The sequence below is a fragment of the Caulobacter sp. GW821-FHT10A10 genome, assembly GCF_059415745.1.
The window spans coordinates 1-15323 of record NZ_JBWKNV010000017.1; the positions used below are offsets into that span (position 1 = coordinate 1).

General features: G+C 67.5%; 15 protein-coding genes, 1 tRNA gene and 1 riboswitch. Of the genes, 6 read left to right on the forward strand and 10 right to left on the reverse strand.

From position 1 onward, the window contains the following. Positions 1-252: 252 nt before the first annotated feature. On the reverse strand, positions 253-1515 hold the full coding sequence (clpX, locus tag AC07NS_RS26385; protein ID WP_058350342.1) for an ATP-dependent Clp protease ATP-binding subunit ClpX: 1263 nt from the start codon (positions 1513-1515) through the stop codon (positions 253-255). A 344-nt stretch (positions 1516-1859) separates the two neighbouring features. Between clpX and AC07NS_RS26390 the strand changes: the two genes are divergently transcribed. Then, on the forward strand, positions 1860-2519 hold the full coding sequence (locus AC07NS_RS26390) for an HAD-IB family hydrolase (RefSeq protein ID WP_494608158.1): 660 nt from the start codon (positions 1860-1862) through the stop codon (positions 2517-2519). Positions 2520-2659: 140 nt separating this feature from the next. Here the strand turns inward: AC07NS_RS26390 and AC07NS_RS26395 are convergent, their stop codons facing one another. The 4 genes from AC07NS_RS26395 to AC07NS_RS26410 form a co-directional block, all read right to left on the reverse strand. Next, positions 2660-3187, reverse strand: coding sequence for a Spy/CpxP family protein refolding chaperone (locus tag AC07NS_RS26395; protein WP_494608160.1), 528 nt, complete (start codon positions 3185-3187; stop codon positions 2660-2662). Between the two features lie 200 nt (positions 3188-3387). Continuing rightward, positions 3388-4017 carry an ATP-dependent Clp protease proteolytic subunit gene (locus AC07NS_RS26400; RefSeq protein WP_494608162.1) on the reverse strand — a complete coding sequence of 210 codons (630 nt, stop codon included), beginning with the start codon at positions 4015-4017 and terminating at the stop codon, positions 3388-3390. 183 nt (positions 4018-4200) lie between these two features. Continuing rightward, complete coding sequence (gene tig, locus AC07NS_RS26405; protein WP_494608211.1) at positions 4201-5559, reverse strand: trigger factor; 1359 nt, start codon at positions 5557-5559, stop codon at positions 4201-4203. A 175-nt stretch (positions 5560-5734) separates the two neighbouring features. Beyond that, positions 5735-5819: transfer RNA gene (locus AC07NS_RS26410), tRNA-Leu, on the reverse strand. 307 nt (positions 5820-6126) lie between these two features. Between AC07NS_RS26410 and AC07NS_RS26415 the strand changes: the two genes are divergently transcribed. Both AC07NS_RS26415 and AC07NS_RS26420 read left to right on the forward strand, forming a co-directional pair. Beyond that, positions 6127-6303, forward strand: coding sequence for a hypothetical protein (locus tag AC07NS_RS26415; protein ID WP_494608164.1), 177 nt, complete (start codon positions 6127-6129; stop codon positions 6301-6303). Positions 6304-6383: 80 nt separating this feature from the next. After that, positions 6384-6486: riboswitch (SAM-I-IV-variant riboswitch) on the forward strand. A 47-nt stretch (positions 6487-6533) separates the two neighbouring features. Beyond that, positions 6534-7451 carry a homoserine O-succinyltransferase gene (locus tag AC07NS_RS26420; protein ID WP_494608165.1) on the forward strand — a complete coding sequence of 306 codons (918 nt, stop codon included), beginning with the start codon at positions 6534-6536 and terminating at the stop codon, positions 7449-7451. A gap of 154 nt (positions 7452-7605) precedes the next feature. Here AC07NS_RS26420 and AC07NS_RS26425 read toward each other — a convergent pair whose 3' ends face one another. The 3 genes from AC07NS_RS26425 to AC07NS_RS26435 are packed head-to-tail and all read right to left on the reverse strand — an operon-like array spanning position 7606 to position 11215. Then, positions 7606-9072: an NAD(P)H-hydrate dehydratase gene (locus AC07NS_RS26425; protein WP_494608213.1), complete on the reverse strand. Its 1467-nt coding sequence runs from the start codon at positions 9070-9072 to the stop codon at positions 7606-7608. Positions 9073-9101: 29 nt separating this feature from the next. Continuing rightward, a complete protein-coding gene (locus AC07NS_RS26430) occupies positions 9102-9671 on the reverse strand; it encodes a histidine phosphatase family protein (protein WP_494608167.1) in 570 nt (189 codons plus the stop codon). Further along, entirely contained in the window at positions 9671-11215 is a 1545-nt protein-coding gene (locus AC07NS_RS26435; protein ID WP_494608169.1) for an acetyl-CoA acetyltransferase, read from the reverse strand. The genes AC07NS_RS26430 and AC07NS_RS26435 overlap by 1 nt, the downstream gene beginning before the upstream one ends. Before the next feature lie 246 nt (positions 11216-11461). Here AC07NS_RS26435 and AC07NS_RS26440 point away from each other — a divergent pair, with 246 nt between their 5' ends. From AC07NS_RS26440 to AC07NS_RS26450, 3 genes are all read left to right on the forward strand, one after another. Beyond that, the gene (locus AC07NS_RS26440; RefSeq protein WP_035089775.1) at positions 11462-11800 is read left to right on the forward strand and encodes a P-II family nitrogen regulator; all 339 of its coding nucleotides are present in this window, start codon (positions 11462-11464) and stop codon (positions 11798-11800) included. Positions 11801-11842: 42 nt separating this feature from the next. Continuing rightward, positions 11843-13252, forward strand: a complete 1410-nt coding sequence (gene glnA, locus AC07NS_RS26445; RefSeq protein WP_494608171.1) for a type I glutamate--ammonia ligase — start codon at positions 11843-11845, stop codon at positions 13250-13252. A 72-nt stretch (positions 13253-13324) separates the two neighbouring features. Next, on the forward strand, positions 13325-13678 hold the full coding sequence (locus AC07NS_RS26450; protein WP_494608173.1) for a GFA family protein: 354 nt from the start codon (positions 13325-13327) through the stop codon (positions 13676-13678). A 46-nt stretch (positions 13679-13724) separates the two neighbouring features. Here the strand turns inward: AC07NS_RS26450 and AC07NS_RS26455 are convergent, their stop codons facing one another. Both AC07NS_RS26455 and rsgA read right to left on the reverse strand, forming a co-directional pair. Beyond that, complete coding sequence (locus AC07NS_RS26455; protein WP_101715713.1) at positions 13725-14048, reverse strand: hypothetical protein; 324 nt, start codon at positions 14046-14048, stop codon at positions 13725-13727. Positions 14049-14164: 116 nt separating this feature from the next. Beyond that, complete coding sequence (gene rsgA / locus AC07NS_RS26460) at positions 14165-15289, reverse strand: ribosome small subunit-dependent GTPase A (protein WP_494608175.1); 1125 nt, start codon at positions 15287-15289, stop codon at positions 14165-14167. Positions 15290-15323 lie beyond the last annotated feature (34 nt).

The window sequence follows — 15323 nt, forward strand, 5'->3', positions numbered from 1 at the left end:
GACCGCTGCACGCGGCTTTCAGTTCTGAGAGACCCCTCACCCGACCTGCTTCGCAGGCCACCCTCTCCCGCAAGGGGGAGAGGGATCGCGAAAGCGGGGATTTTATGGGGGGAGGAAGGCCAGCGCCTAGGCAGCTGAAGCCGTCCCCCCCTCCGGCCCTCTGGGCCACCTCCCCCAGAGGGGGAGGATCAAAGAAAAACGGCGGGTCTTAGGGACCCGCCGTTCTCACGTCTCAGACGATGCGGTCGGCGATCAGGCCGAGGCCGCGCCGCCCTTCTTTTCGGCGTAGATCAGCAGCGGCTGGGCGCGGCCTTCGACGACCTCGGCGTTGACCACCACTTCCTCGACGCCCTCGTAGTTGGGCAGTTCGAACATGGTCTCCAGCAGGATGCCTTCCATGATCGAGCGCAGGCCCCGGGCGCCGGTCTTGCGGGCGATGGCCTTCTTGGCCACGCCGTGCAGGGCGTCCTCGGTGAAGGTCAGGCCGATGTTCTCCATCTCGAACAGGCGCTGGTACTGCTTGACGAAGGCGTTCTTCGGCTCGGTCAGGATCTTCACCAGGGCGGCCTCGTCGAGGTCTTCCAGGGTGGCGATCACCGGCAGACGGCCGATGAATTCCGGGATCAGGCCGAAGCGCTGCAGGTCGTCGGGCTCGACGCCGCGCAGGATCTCGCCGGTGCGACGGTCTTCCGGATCGGCGACCTTGGCGCCGAAGCCGATCGACTTGGCCGAACCGCGGGCCGAGATGATGCGCTCGAGGCCCGCGAAGGCGCCGCCGCAGATGAACAGGATGTTCGTCGTGTCGACCTGCAGGAACTCCTGCTGCGGATGCTTGCGCCCGCCCTGCGGCGGCACGGAGGCGACGGTGCCTTCCATGATCTTCAGCAGGGCCTGCTGCACGCCTTCGCCCGACACGTCGCGGGTGATCGACGGGTTGTCGGACTTGCGGCTGATCTTGTCGATTTCGTCGATGTAGACGATGCCGCGCTGGGCGCGCTCGACATTGTAGTCGGCGGCCTGGAGCAGCTTCAGCACGATGTTCTCGACGTCTTCGCCGACGTAACCGGCTTCGGTCAGCGTCGTGGCGTCGGCCATCGTGAACGGCACGTCGATGATTCGGGCCAGGGTCTGGGCCAGCAAGGTCTTACCCGTGCCGGTCGGACCGACCAGAAGGATGTTCGACTTGGCCAGTTCGACGTCGTTGTTCTTCGAAGCGTGGTTCAGGCGCTTGTAGTGGTTGTGCACCGCGACCGCGAGCACCTTCTTGGCGTGACCTTGCCCGATCACGTAATCGTCCAGGACCTCGCAGATCTCGCGCGGCGTCGGGACGCCGTCCTTGGACTTCACGAAGGCGATCTTGTGCTCTTCACGGATGATATCCATGCAAAGCTCGACGCATTCATCGCAGATGAACACGGTGGGTCCGGCGATGAGCTTGCGCACTTCATGTTGGCTCTTTCCGCAGAAAGAACAGTACAGGGTGCTCTTGGCGTCGCCGCTGGCGGCTTTCGTCATGGTCGCTTCTCACGCTAGGGCGTTGACGGCGAAAGCCGCTACCGCCGACCCCCACGCGTATCCCGCCACCGAAGCAACAGGATACCGAACGGGAGTTGTCTAATCCTTGACATTCCCCGATCCGAACGCGCGGCACAAGCCTTGGAGCCCGTTTCCGGCGCCAAGTTCGTGGATGTTTCGCGTCTGATCATGGGATTCCATCCCTAGATGGGACGACTGTAGGCCAAAGCAAGCGTCTGACGGGGTGTGGAACATCGACGCAGGCTCTAAGCTTTTCGAACACAGCCGGAATCGTGCTGCAAGCGGCGCCGTTAAAAGGAGTTCGCCCGACGGGCGGAGACGAAATGGCCGAGACCCACGAAGTGTCCCAGGACGCTCACGCCCCGACCCACACCGAAGCCAGCCCGCCGCTGGTGGCCTTCGACTTCGACGGCACCCTGACGGTGCGCGACAGCTTCACGGCCTTCCTGAAGTGGCGGGTCAGCGGCGGCCGCTGGACGATCGGCATGATCCGCCTGGCGCCGGCCGCCCTCTCCTACCTGTTCCACCGCGACCGGGGCCGCATCAAGGCCGCCGCCATCCGCGAATTCCTCAAGGGCGTGCCGCAGGAGCGGCTGGAGGCCCAGGCCCGCAAGTTCGCCGAAGGCCACGCGCAGAGCCTGTTCCGCCCCGACGCCCTGGCTGTGTGGCGGCGCTGGCGGGCGCAGGGGGCCAGGATGGTGATCGTCACCGCCTCGCCCGACCTAGTGGTGGCCCCGTTCGCGCGCGGCATCGGCGCCGACCTGCTGATCGGCACCAGGCTGGCCTTCGACCTCAACGGCAAGGTGGTCGGCTCGCTGCAGGGACCCAACTGCCGGGGACCCGAGAAGGTCGTGCGCCTGCGCGAGACCTTCGGCGAGAACATGAAGCTGGCGGCCGCCTACGGCGACACCTCCGGCGACACCGAGATGCTGGCCATCGCCCAGGAGCGCGGCTACCGCATCTTCAAGGGCAAGCCGGGGTAGGACCCGATCCTCCCCTGAAGGGGGAGGTGTCGCGGAGCGACGGAGGGGGATGTGGCTGCTGAGCCAGCATCCACCTTTCCATCACCCGGGACTTCCCCCTCCGGCCCCTCGGGCCACCTCCCCCTTCAGGGGGAGGATCTTCACTCCACGCCCGCCCCCGCCTGGGCGAAGCTGGCCGGGACCTGGGTGGTGCTGACCGACAGGCTGCCGATCACCGAATAGGACTGGTCGAAGATCGCGCGCTGGTTGGCGTCGAGCGACTTGTAGAGCCGCGCCATGGCCTTCACGCGCCGCTGCTCGAAGGCCAGCTGCTCGCGCTGCAGGACAAGCCCGGCCTTGGCCTGGGCCAGCGGGGTCTCGTCCTCGGGCGCCACGACGGCCAAAACCAGGCCCGAGGGCTTGGCGTTCGAGGCCAGGATGAAGTCGCGCCAGCGGCCCTGTTGGGCGGGGGTCAGGGAGAGGTTCTGGCGCAGGGTCGCCAGGCCCGCCGTCACACCGTCCTGCAGCAGGCGGTCGGAGACGATCTGCTGCACCTGCTCGGGGCTGACCGCCAACCGCATGGTGGCGATTCCGTGCTGGGGAACGTCCTGGGCCTGGGCGGCCGAGACGGCGGACAGGGCCAGGACGCCCGCGACGGCGGCGGCCAGGATGTGGGTACGGACGGGCATGGCCGGGCTCCGGAGGTTGAAACGCTTCATCCCGCCGTTGTCGCCGCATCGCCCGGCCGTTGTAGGGCTGGCTTGTTTCGCCTGATCCCCCGCCCGTGGCGAAACCGGGGCGCCTGAAACCAGAGTGAAAAAGGTCGTCAGCAAAGAAAAAGCCGCCGACCTTTCGGCCGGCGGCTTCATCTTCAGATCGTTAGCTGGCTTTAGGCGCCGGCTTCCGAGCTCTCGCGGTTCTCGTGGATCTGGTCGATCAGGCCCCAGGCCTTGGCTTCCTCGGCGCTCATGAAGTTGTCGCGGTCCAGGTCGCGCTCGACCTCGTCATAGGTGCGGCCGCAGTGCTTGACGTAGATCTCGTTGAGGCGGCGCTTGGTCTTGGAGATGTCCTCGGCGTGACGGACGATGTCCGAGGCCTGGCCGCGGAAGCCGCCCGACGGCTGGTGCACCATGATGCGGGCGTTCGGCAGGGCGATGCGCTGGCCGGCGGCGCCGGCGCAGAGCAGCAGGCTGCCCATCGAGGCGGCCATGCCCATGCACACGGTGGTCACCGGGCTCTTGATGTATTGCATGGTGTCGTAGATCGCGAGGCCCGACGTCACCACGCCGCCCGGCGAGTTGATGTACATGGCGATTTCCTTCTTGGGGTTCTCCGACTCCAGGAAGAGCAGCTGGGCGCAGATCAGCGAGGCCATGCCGTCCTCGACCGGACCGGTGAGGAAGATGATCCGCTCCTTCAGAAGGCGCGAGAAGATGTCGAAGGCGCGTTCGCCGCGGCTGGTCTGCTCGACCACCATCGGCACCAGGTTCATCGCCGTCTCGACCGGATCGTACATCATGTGGGGTTCGCCCTTCTCAGAATGTCCTTGCGGGCGCGAATCACCGCCGCGCCGCCGCTCCTGACGCATATCGCGTGGCGCTTAACAGGTTGCAAGGCGCCGCCCCCCAACTCTGCGCAAACGAAAAGGGCGCGGACCTTTCGGCCCGCGCCCCTCAATTCGTCACCCGAAGGGACGACGGCTTCAGCCGCCGTAGCCTTCCGGCAGGTCGTCTTCTTCCAGAAGCTCTTCCTTGGAGACTTCCTTTTCCTCGATCTTGGCCTTGCCGAAGATCAGGTCGACGACCTTGTCTTCGTAGATCGGGGCGCGCAGCGAGGCCTGCAGGTCGGCGCGCTGGCGGTACATGTCGAACACCTGCTGGGCCTGGGCGCCGTACTGGCGGGCTTCGCGGACGATCGCTTCGTTCAGTTCCTGGTCGGTGACGACCACGTCGTTCTTGCGGCCGATCTCGGCGAGCACCAGGCCCAGGCGCACGCGGCGCTCGGCGATCTTGCGGTACTCGTCCTTCAGCTGGTCTTCGGTCTTGTCGGCGTCTTCCGGCGGCAGGCCGCCTTGCGACTTGTCGGCCTGGACCTGTTGCCAGATGCCGGCGAACTCGGCGTCGACCATGCGCGGCGGCAGCGGGAAGTCGTGCTTGGTGTCCAGCACGTCCAGCAGGGCGCGCTTCAGCTTGAAGCGGCTCGAGTTGGTGTAGCGGCCTTCCAGGTTCGACTTCAGCAGGTCCTTCAGGGCGGCCAGGTCGGCCAGGCCCAGGCGCTTGGCCAGCTCGTCGTCCGGCTCGGCGTCGACCGGAGCGCGCACTTCCTTGACGGTGGTGGCGAACTCGGCGGCCTTACCGGCCAGTTCGGCGGCCTGGTAGTCTTCTGGGAAGTTGACCTTCACCGTGACGACGTCTTCCGGCTTGGCGCCGACCAGTTGCTCTTCGAAGCCCGGGATGAACTGGCCCGAACCGAGCACCAGCTCGGCGTCGTTGGCCGTGCCGCCGGCGAAGGCGACGCCGTCGATGGTGCCGACGAAGTCGATCAGCAGTTGGTCGCCGTCCTTGGCCTTCAGGCTCTTGCCCTTGCGCGGCTCGTAGGTGCGGGCCTGCTTGGCCAGCTCGGCCAGGGCCTCGTCGACCTCGGCGTCTTCGATCTTGTAGACCGGCTTGACCAGCTCGATCGAGGTCGGGTCGATCGGCTCGAACTCCGGCATGATCTCGACGGCCAGTTCGAAGGCGAGGTCTTCACCACCGGCGATGACCTTGTCCATGTCGGACGTCGGCTTCAGGTCGGGCTGGCCGGCGGGGCGCAGCTTGTTTTCGTCGAGGATCTTCTGGGTGGTCTCGTTGAGCGCCTGCTCGATGACTTCGCCCATCAGGCCCTTGCCGTACAGGCGACGGACGTGCGCGGTCGGCACCTTGCCGGGGCGGAAGCCCTTGACGTTCATCTGCGGCGCGACTTCGGCGATACGAGCCTCGAGACGCGTGGCCAGCTCACTCGCGGGAACCGTAACGCCGTAAACCCGGCTGAGGCCTTCGCCCGACTTTTCAACGATCTGCATCGACATTCTTAGCTTCTCGGCTCTGGGCGCCCGCGCCCGTCGTCCGCCCCAGGGGTCAAAAAATCATAGCCGCCCACGTCACCGGGGGCGGCGAAAGAGCGCCCTTATGTCACGACACTTCGCGTCGATCAAAGGGTATGGCGTCGCCGCGCGCAAAACGCTGCGCGCGGCGACATGGTGCGGATGAGAGGACTCGAACCTCCACGCCTCTCGGCGCTGGAACCTAAATCCAGTGCGTCTACCAGTTCCGCCACATCCGCGTGGGCGCAGAGCCTTAGCCGCGACCGCGACCGATTTGAAGTGGCGCCGCAGATTTTTCGCGTCGAGGCGGAACCGCCCCGCGGCCGCGTCGTTTTCATCGTGTCCCGCCGAGCGTAAAGCCGCGAGACATTAACCGGCCCGGGCCTTGCCCCCCCGACTGACGCTCGGGCCGGTTTTCCCCTCCCCCTTCGATCCAATCTGGCGAATCCCTCAGCGCACGGACGTGCCGCTTGAATTTTCGTGGATTCGCACGCAACCATTCGAAACCAGCGACGGTTAACTGCGCCATGGCGTAGGAGGCAGCGTATGCGGACGATCGAGGTCACCGAGACCGAGGGCGGATGGGAGGTCACCTGCGACCGGCAGGTGATCCATACCGACCTCGCCGAGCAACGCTCGTTCCAAGCCGCGCTCGACTATGGCAGCCGCCTGTTCGACGAGGGCGTCCGCGCCGAGATCGTGCTGCACCGCCTGGAAGCCTGAAGCGCCCTTCCCCGCCCTCTCCGCACCGTGAGCGCGACCTTGCGTCCTCTTGCGGTCGGCAAGCGACGCCTTTAAAGCCGCACGTGCATCAAGAGTTGGGCTCGCCCAACGCCAACCTGCTTCCCGAGCAAGGTGGCGCCCCGTCGGGGGGATGCGGCCGCGACGGCAACGAAACGGGTGATCCCTAAAGCCGTCACGAGTCTTGTTTTTTCGACGGACGGACGCTGCGCATGCCCATCAAGATTCCCGACAACCTGCCGGCCCGCGCCCTGCTGGAAGCCGAAGGCCTGTCGTTGATGGCCGACACGGAGGCCGCCCGCCAGGACATCCGGCCGCTGCGCATCGCCCTGCTGAACCTGATGCCCGACAAGCCGACCACCGAGCGGCACTTCGCGCGCCTGCTGGGCGCCAGCCCGCTGCAGATCGAGCTGTCGCTGATCCAGATTTCCGGCCACGCGCCCAAGACCACCTCGGCCGAGCACATGCTGGCCTTCTATCGCCCGTGGGACGAGGTGCGCGACGAGCGTTTCGACGGCCTGATCGTCACCGGCGCGCCGGTCGAGACCCTGGCCTTCGAGGCGGTCAGCTATTGGGACGAGCTTTCCCGGATCTTCGACTGGTCGCAAACCCACGTGCATGCGGGCCTGGCCGTCTGCTGGGGTGCCCAGGCCGGCGTGCATCACTTCCACGGCGTGCCCAAGCACGTGCTGTCGGAAAAGTGCTCCGGCGTCTTCCCGCACGCCAACCTGGCGCCGGCCTCGCCCTATCTGCGGGGCCTGGCCGACGAGATCGACATCCCTGTGTCGCGCTGGACCGAGGTGCGGCCCGAGGACCTGCCGGCCGACGGCTCCCTGAAGGTGCTGCTCGACTCGGAGGAATCGGGGCTGTGCCTGCTGGAGGACGCCCGCCGCCGCTGGCTCTACATGTTCAACCATCCGGAATACGAGACCGGCACCCTGGCGGCCGAGTATCGCCGCGACAGCCTGATCGACCCGACCACGCCGCCGCCGGCCCACTATTTCCCCGCCAACGACCCGACCCGCGCCCCGCGCAACCGCTGGCGCAGCCACGCCCACCTGCTGTTCGCCAACTGGCTGAACGAGGTCTATCAGACCACGCCGTTCGAACTGGAAGCGATCGGGGGGTAACGCCTCTCCCGTGGGGAGAGGGAGGGGCCCGCCGCGCAGCGGTGGGAGGGTGAGGGCATACGCCGTTGGCGGTCCCGTCACCTGGTCCCTGCCCTTGTCCGGATAGGGTGTAACCCCTCACCCTCCCATGCTGCGCATGGGCCCCTCCCTCTCCCTATGGGAGAGGTTTTTCGCGCGCTTCCCACAACCGCTTCAGCACCTGCGGCGCCAGGCCCGGCAGGTCCTCGGCGGTCAGGCCCGGGCCGTGCACCGCGCCACATTCGGCGTGAATCCAGGCGCCGGCGCAGGCGGCGTCGAAGCTTTCCATGCCTTGGGCGGCGAGACCCGCGATGAAGCCGGCCAGCACGTCGCCGGAACCGGCGGTGGCCAGCCAGGGCGAGCCGTTGAGGTTCACCGCCGTGCGGCCGTCGGGCGCGGCGATGACGGTGTCGGGGCCTTTCAGCAGCACGATCGCTCCAGCCCGGCGGGCGGCCTCGCGGGCGGCGGCGATGCGTTCGGGAGCGATCTTCAGCAGGCCGGGAAACAGCCGCTCGAACTCGCCGGGATGCGGGGTCATGACGTCGTCGCGGTCGAGACGAGCGAAGAGTTCGTCGGGCGCGTGGGCGAAGCTGGTCAGGGCGTCGGCGTCGACCACCAGGGCAGCGCCTGTACCTGCCAGGGCGGTGAGGTTGCGGGCCGTCGCCTCCCCCACCCCGGCGGCCGGGCCGATGACGGCGGCGGCGGCGTTGGCGGCGCGCTCGGCCAGATCGATGTCGGTCTCGAACGGGGCCAGCATCACCGCTTCCAGGTGGGCGGCGTTGACCGCCAGGGCGCCCGGCGGCGAAAGCAGGGTGACCACGCCCGCCCCGATCCGCAGGCCTGCGCGCGCCGACAGCCGCGCCGCGCCCGTGCTCCAGGCCTCGCCGCTGACCACGACCAGCCGGCCGCGCGCGTGCTTGTGGGTGTCGCTCGACGGCCAGGGGAAGCGCGTGCCCCACAGCGACGGATCGTTCTCGAACAGGTCGCCGGCGCTGGTGTCGGAGAGGCCGATATCGACCACCTCGACCTCGCCGCAGGCCGCACGTCCTGACGAAAGCACGTGGGCCGGCTTGCGGCGGTGAAAGGTGACGGTCAGGGCCGCGGCCAGGGCGCGACCGGCGATCGGCCGGCCGGTGTCGCCGTGGACGCCGCTGGGCGTGTCGATGGCGACGATGCGGGACGACAGCCCCTCGGCGGCGCGGGCCAGATCGTCAGCGAGCCCTTCCAGCGGCCGCGACAGGCCGGCCCCGAACAGGGCGTCGACATAAAGCTCGGCCGGGCTGAGCGCGGGGTTCAGCGGATGGACCTCGCCGCGCCAACGCTCGGCGGCCCAGCGGCAGGACGGCGTGGCGGGCGCCGCCAGGGCCTCGACTCGCACCGGCCAACCGCGCCGCTTCAGGTGACGGGCGATGACATAACCGTCGCCGCCATTGTCGCCGGGGCCGCACCAGATCACCACCGGCCGGCGCGACCAGCGCCCCCGGATCGCCTCGGCCGCGCCCTTGCCAGCCCGCTCCATCAGCGTGGTCGCCGGGGTTCCCGCCGCCACCGCCGCCGCATCGGCCGCCTTCATCTCGGCGACGCTCATGATCGCATTTGGCATTATCTGGCGGGGCATGCGGGGCGGCTCCATCAAAGAACGCCGGTGGAGGCTTCCCTGCCTTTCTCGACGAGCCGCAGACGGTTGTCGACGACTTCGAAGACCGTGACGCTGACGTGGTCCGGCCGGAAGCTCATCACCGCCGCCGAACCTTCCGCCGCCGCCACGGCGGCGTTGAGGGCGACGAAGTGGCTGAAGACGGCGCATCCCTCGTATCGCGCCACCGCTTGGGCGACCTCGCGGGTCCAGGCCAGGTAGTCGCGATCGCCCTCGATGTCGGCCCAGTCGCCGGCGAAGGCCTGCTTCAGCCAGGCGGGACGGGCTTCGGGGGACAGGGCGGCCGGCGTCGGGATTTCGCCGACCGCCGGCTCGATCTCGACCGGCACGCCCAACAGCGCGGCCAGAGGCGCGGCGGTCTCGCGGCAGCGGCGCAGGGGCGAGGAAACGACGCGGGTCGGACGCTGCTCTGCCGGCAGGGCGAAGAGAACGGCGGCGACCGCCCTCGCCTGCTCCTGGCCGGTTTCGTCCAGTCCCGGATCGTCATCGTGGCCGCCCCAGGTCGCCGCCGGCTTGCCGTGGCGGATGACATGGACGCGGCCCATCAGGCGGCGTCCGGCGTGAAGAGGTTGCGCACGCCGTCGGGATGCGGGCCGACCGTTCCGGTGCGCCCGACGCCTTCGCGGCTTTCCAGGTCGGCCAGGGTCGCCGGATCGTCGGGGGTGTTGGCCACGAACCGCGCGCCGTCCTCCGTGCGGCCGATCACGATACCCATGCGCGGCCCCTGTCGGGCGTGGACCACGGTGTAGGTCTCGATCGTCGCTCGCCCCTCCGGCTTCTCGACGATGGCCGGATGCGGCAGGGCGTCGATCTCGCCCTGGATCACCGCCGGATCCTCACGCCGCCATTCGCCCTCGACCGGGCGGGTCGAATAGATCCCCACCGACTGCTTGGTCAGGAACCAGCCGTTGGCGGTCGACAGGCCGTAGGCGCCGGGCCGCTCGCGCAGCCGCTCGACCAGCCGGGCCACGGCGTGGAGGCTGTAGTTGTTCCCCGGCCCGCCGAAATAAGGCAGGCCGCCGGTGACGGTCAGGCCGCGCGGATCGTCCAGCGCCAGGCCCAGTTCCTCGGCGGCGATCTGCACGGCAGAGGGGAAGCAGGAATAGAGGTCGATCAGGGAAAGATCGTCCAGCCCGATCCCCGCCATCTCCAGCGCGCGCTGGCCGGTCAGGCGGATGGCCGGGCTGGAGTGGAAGTCCTGCCGCTGCAGCGGGTACCAGAGGTCGGCGGCGTCGGCGCAGCCGTGCAGGAACACCCAGCGATCCTCCGGCACGCCCAGTTCGCGGGCCATGCCAACGCTGGCGACCAGCACGGAGGCCGACTGGTCCACCTCCATGATGGCGTTCAGGTATTTGGGGTACGGATAGCCGACCATGCGGTTGCGCTCGGTGACCGTGACGAGTTCTTCGGGGCTACGCTCGACCGGAAACCACGCCTCGGGATCGGCGGCGGCGACCTTGCTGAACGGCGAGAACAGCGCGCCCAGCCGCGCCTGGTGGTCCGAAAGACTGCGCCCGTCGCGGGCCCGCAGGGCGTTTTCGAACAGGGGATAGGTGTTGACCGGATAGCCCAGGCCGTGGGCCGCCTCCTGCTCGGTGACCCCGGGACGCGGGTCGCCGATGCGGGCGGGTCTGGTTTCGACGTCGTCGGCCCAGCCCTCGAAGCCCAGGCCACCCTTGGCCCGCTTCATCAGCGAGCCGAGGAATTCGGCGCCGGTGACCAGGCCCAGCCGCGACTCGCCGCGGGCGATGCGCTCGGCAAGGATGTTGATCGCCTGCTGCGGGCTGTTGCCGCCCGTCTGCGTGTAGACCGCCCAGGCCGGATCGGCGCCCAGCGCCCGGGCCAGGCTGGCCGGCGGATCCGACAGGCGAGGAAGCGGAAGCTTTGAAAGCGCGCCCGGAGCGTCGATGCTGAACGCTACGACCGCAAGAGCGTCCAAACGCGCAAGAACCGTCCCTTCGACTCCGGTGTCGGCGTCAGCGCGTTTCGCCGCAATTCTCAGCAATTCCAGTGGCGAAGGCGAATTTTCGGCCGGACCGCGAAACGTGAACTGCCCCGCGCCGATCAAAACCGGCGTCTCGTCCCGCATGTTCGCCCCCGTTCAAACGATTGTTTTCGCGATCCTAGGCGGGGTTGGGGGCGCGGCAAGGCCGTTTTGAGCCACAATTCCGAAATGCATATTTTTCGATCAAATCTCGCTCAAGATTTGCTCATATGCCAAAACCGTCGGCGGAAGCACGACAATCGCGAGACAGCCTGCTTGTGGCGTCCGGGGCGGCGTGATCCTTGCCGCTCAAAGTCAGAGGCCATGCGTCGTACGGCGCGGAAGAGACCGATGAAAAAGATCGAAGCCGTCATCAAGCCGTTCAAGCTGGATGAGGTCAAAGAGGCGCTCCAGGACATGGGCGTCCAAGGGATGACCGTGCTGGAAGCCAAGGGCTACGGCCGCCAGAAGGGCCACACCGAGCTCTATCGCGGCGCCGAGTACGTCGTGGACTTCCTGCCCAAGATCAAGGTCGAGGTGGTCGTCGAGGACAGCCAGCTCGAACCCGCCCTCGAGGCGATCACCAACGCCGCCCGCACGGGCCGCATCGGCGACGGCAAGATCTTCGTCTCGGAGATCACCGAAGTCGTCCGCATCCGGACCGGCGAAACCGGTCCGTCCGCCGTCTAACGGCGCCACCTCCTCAGACTTTCTCGCTCAAAGGGGATATCAATGAGCACCGCCAAGGAAATCCTGGACCTGATCAAGGAAAAGGACGTGAAGTACGTCGACGTCCGCTTCACGGACGTTCGCGGCAAGCTGCAACACGTGACCTTCGACATCGACCTGGTCGATGACGAGTTCCTGAACGACGGCACCATGTTCGACGGCTCGTCGATCGCCGGCTGGAAGGCCATCAACGAGTCGGACATGAAGCTGCGTCCGGACCTGACCAGCGCCATCATCGACCCGTTCTACCAGCAGACCACCCTGGCTCTGTTCTGCGACGTCGTGAACCCCGACGACGGCACCCCCTACAACCGCGACCCGCGTTCGATCGCCAAGGCCGCGCTGAACTACGTCAAGTCGGCAGGCGTGGGCGACACCGTCTACTTCGGCCCGGAAGCCGAGTTCTTCATCTTCGACGACGTCCGCTGGTCGACCGCCCCGAACAACACCGGCTACTCGTACGACTCGAGCGAACTGCCGGTGAACTCGGCCAAGGAATACCCGGAAGGCAACATGGGCCACCGCCCGGGCCCCAAGGGCGGCTACTTCCCGGTCAACCCGGTCGACTCGGCTCAAGACCTGCGCGGCGAAATGCTGGCCGTCATGGGCGAGCTGGGCATGAAGCCGGAAAAGCACCACCACGAAGTGGCGCCCGCCCAGCACGAGCTCGGCCTGAAGTTCGACACCATGGTCACCATGGCCGACCGCATGCAGCTCTATAAGTACGTGATCCACAACGTGGCCCACGCTTACGGCAAGACCGCCACCTTCATGGCCAAGCCGATGTTCGCCGACAACGGCTCGGGCATGCACGTGCACCAGTCGATCTGGCAGGACGGCAAGCCGCTGTTCGCCGGCGACAAGTACGCCGGTCTGTCGCAAGAGTGCCTGTGGTACATCGGCGGCATCATCAAGCACGCCAAGGCCATCAACGCCTTCTCGAACTCGACCACCAACAGCTACAAGCGCCTGGTGCCGGGCTACGAAGCCCCGGTGAAGCTGGCCTACAGCTCGCGCAACCGCTCGGCCTCGATTCGCATCCCGCACGTCGACAGCCCGAAGGCCAAGCGCATCGAAGCCCGCTTCCCGGACCCGATGGGCAACCCGTACCTGACCTTCGTCGCCCTGCTGATGGCTGGCCTTGACGGCATCATCAACAAGATCGACCCGGGCGCGGCCGCCGACAAGAACCTCTACGACCTGCCGCCCCGCGAGCAGAAGAAGATCCCGGAAGTCTGCGGCTCGCTGCGCGAAGCCCTGGAAAGCCTGGACAAGGACCGCGCCTTCCTGAAGGCCGGCGGCGTCATGGACGACGACTTCATCGACAGCTACATCGAGCTGAAGATGGAAGAAGTGATGCGTCTGCAACTGCACCCGCACCCGGTCGAATTCGAGATGTACTACAAGTGCTAAGCCTTACGGCCTGAAGCATTTTGGGATCGGCCCGGGGCGCAAGCTCCGGGCCTTTTCTTTTGGAGGCGACGTATGATCACGACCAGCTGCCACTGCGGAGCCGTGGGCTTCGAGATCCAGACGGCGCCGGCCGAGGTGACCGACTGCAACTGCTCGATCTGCCGCCGCTACGGCGTGCTGTGGGCCTATTACAGCCCGACCGTGGTGCGCCGCGTCGAGGGCGGCCCGACCGACGCGTACGAGTGGAACAACCACGCGATCGCCTTCCACCGCTGCCGCGCCTGCGGCTGCGTCACCCACTGGAGCTCCAACGACCCGACGCGCGACAAGATGGGCGTCAACGCCCGGCTGATGGAGCCGGACGTGCTGGCGGCCGCGCGGGTGCGGCGGCTGGATGGGGCGGTGAGCGAGCGGTACGTGGACTGAGAAGCGATATCGCTTCCCAGTCCCGTCGTAGCCTAAGCCAAGCCGATCAGGCGTCGGCCTGGGCGATCCCTTCGCGGAACTCGTCGGCGGGAACGAAGGCGGCGCCCTCCTCGTCCAGCACCCAAGCGCCCTTGAAGGCGGCATGGGCCGGGTCGAGATCTTCATCGAGCAGGTCGCCCTCGTAGAGGCCGACATTGGTGTAGTCGAAATCCAGCGACAGCTGGCTGGCGAGATCGAGCATCTCGTCCGCCATCCGGCGGGCGTAGCCCAGGGCTTCGCTCTCGTTGGAGAACTCGTCCGTCAGGGTGTTCACCTCCGCTGAATCGCTGCCTTGGGTCGCGCTGGTGGTGACGATGGTGAAGGCGGGCATTGGTCATCTCTCGAAGGTGTTGAACCACTCACCTAATCCCATTCGCGGGGAAGAGCGGCCTTCTTTTGAAAAACCTTTCGCCGCCGGCGCCGGCGGCGGCCAGACCCAGCCTCGGGCTAGGCGCCCCCGCGGGCGTCCTTCCGCGCGGTGCGATACGTCTTCTGGGCCTTGCCGAGGCGGCGACGCTCGGCGTCCTTGAACGCCCGGGCCGCATTCTTCTCCACCGCGGCCGCTTCCTGGGCGAGCTTGCGGAAGTGGTCCCAGCGCCCGCGGTCGAGATCCCCGCTCAGCAAGGCGGCCTGCACCGCGCAGCCCGGCTCGTTGGCGTGGCTGCAGTCGCCGAACTTGCAGGTTTCCGCCAGGCGCTCGATGTCGTCGAACACCTGGGTCACACCCTCGTCGGCTTCGACCAGCCCCACTTCCCGGACCCCGGGCGTGTCGATGATCAGTCCGCCGCCGGGCAGCAGCGCCAGTTCGCGGTGGCTGGTGGTGTGCCGGCCACGATCGTCGGCCTCGCGGATGGCCTGGGTGGCCATGCGCTGCTCGCCCAGGAGCGTATTGACCAGGGTGGATTTGCCGACGCCGGACGAGCCGATCAGGACGCAGGTCTCGCCGGGCGCCAGGTGGGCCAGCAAGGCCTCCAGGCCGCGCCCTTCGCGCGCCGACACGATGACGACCGGACAGCCGGCGGCCAGGGCCTCGACATCGGCGGCGAGAGACGTCGCCTCGGCGCAGATGTCCGACTTCGTCAGCACGACCACGGGACGGGCCCCGCTCTGCCAGGCGGCGGCCAGATAGCGCTCGATGCGGCGCGGATTGAGGTCGCCGTTCATCGACGTGACGATGAAGGCCAGATCGACGTTGGCGGCGACGACCTGGGGGGTCTGCACGCTGTCGGCGGCGCGGCGGACCAAGGCGGTGCGGCGCGGCAGCACGGCCTGGATGACGGCGGTGCGCTCGGCCTGGTTCATCGACAACGCCACCCAGTCGCCGACCGCCGGATGGCCGGCCTCCTGGGCTTCATGGCGCAGGCGGCCGGAAAGCTTGGCGCGCACCTCGCCCTGGTCGGTGATCACCAGATAGCCGTTGCGCTGCTGCACGACGACACGGCCGGCCAAATGGCCAGCGCGGTCGTGAGGCTTGAAAGCCTCGGCCAGCAGATCCGACCATCCGTAGTTCTCGATCAAGTTGAGCTTCCACAAGGCGGCGATCGGCCGTCGCCGATGTTCGAGGACGTCCATAGAGCAGCTTTCCCAAGGACGTCGAGGAAACCCT

Coding starts and splice junctions, on each gene's coding strand:
- clpX (WP_058350342.1), bottom strand. CDS start 1,515: ATGACGAAAGCCGCCAGCGGCGACGCCAAGAGCACCCTGTACTGTTCT.
- AC07NS_RS26390 (WP_494608158.1), top strand. CDS start 1,860: ATGGCCGAGACCCACGAAGTGTCCCAGGACGCTCACGCCCCGACCCAC.
- AC07NS_RS26395 (WP_494608160.1), bottom strand. CDS start 3,187: ATGCCCGTCCGTACCCACATCCTGGCCGCCGCCGTCGCGGGCGTCCTG.
- AC07NS_RS26400 (WP_494608162.1), bottom strand. CDS start 4,017: ATGATGTACGATCCGGTCGAGACGGCGATGAACCTGGTGCCGATGGTG.
- tig (WP_494608211.1), bottom strand. CDS start 5,559: ATGCAGATCGTTGAAAAGTCGGGCGAAGGCCTCAGCCGGGTTTACGGC.
- AC07NS_RS26415 (WP_494608164.1), top strand. CDS start 6,127: ATGCGGACGATCGAGGTCACCGAGACCGAGGGCGGATGGGAGGTCACC.
- AC07NS_RS26420 (WP_494608165.1), top strand. CDS start 6,534: ATGCCCATCAAGATTCCCGACAACCTGCCGGCCCGCGCCCTGCTGGAA.
- AC07NS_RS26425 (WP_494608213.1), bottom strand. CDS start 9,072: ATGCCAAATGCGATCATGAGCGTCGCCGAGATGAAGGCGGCCGATGCG.
- AC07NS_RS26430 (WP_494608167.1), bottom strand. CDS start 9,671: ATGGGCCGCGTCCATGTCATCCGCCACGGCAAGCCGGCGGCGACCTGG.
- AC07NS_RS26435 (WP_494608169.1), bottom strand. CDS start 11,215: ATGCGGGACGAGACGCCGGTTTTGATCGGCGCGGGGCAGTTCACGTTT.
- AC07NS_RS26440 (WP_035089775.1), top strand. CDS start 11,462: ATGAAAAAGATCGAAGCCGTCATCAAGCCGTTCAAGCTGGATGAGGTC.
- glnA (WP_494608171.1), top strand. CDS start 11,843: ATGAGCACCGCCAAGGAAATCCTGGACCTGATCAAGGAAAAGGACGTG.
- AC07NS_RS26450 (WP_494608173.1), top strand. CDS start 13,325: ATGATCACGACCAGCTGCCACTGCGGAGCCGTGGGCTTCGAGATCCAG.
- AC07NS_RS26455 (WP_101715713.1), bottom strand. CDS start 14,048: ATGCCCGCCTTCACCATCGTCACCACCAGCGCGACCCAAGGCAGCGAT.
- rsgA (WP_494608175.1), bottom strand. CDS start 15,289: ATGGACGTCCTCGAACATCGGCGACGGCCGATCGCCGCCTTGTGGAAG.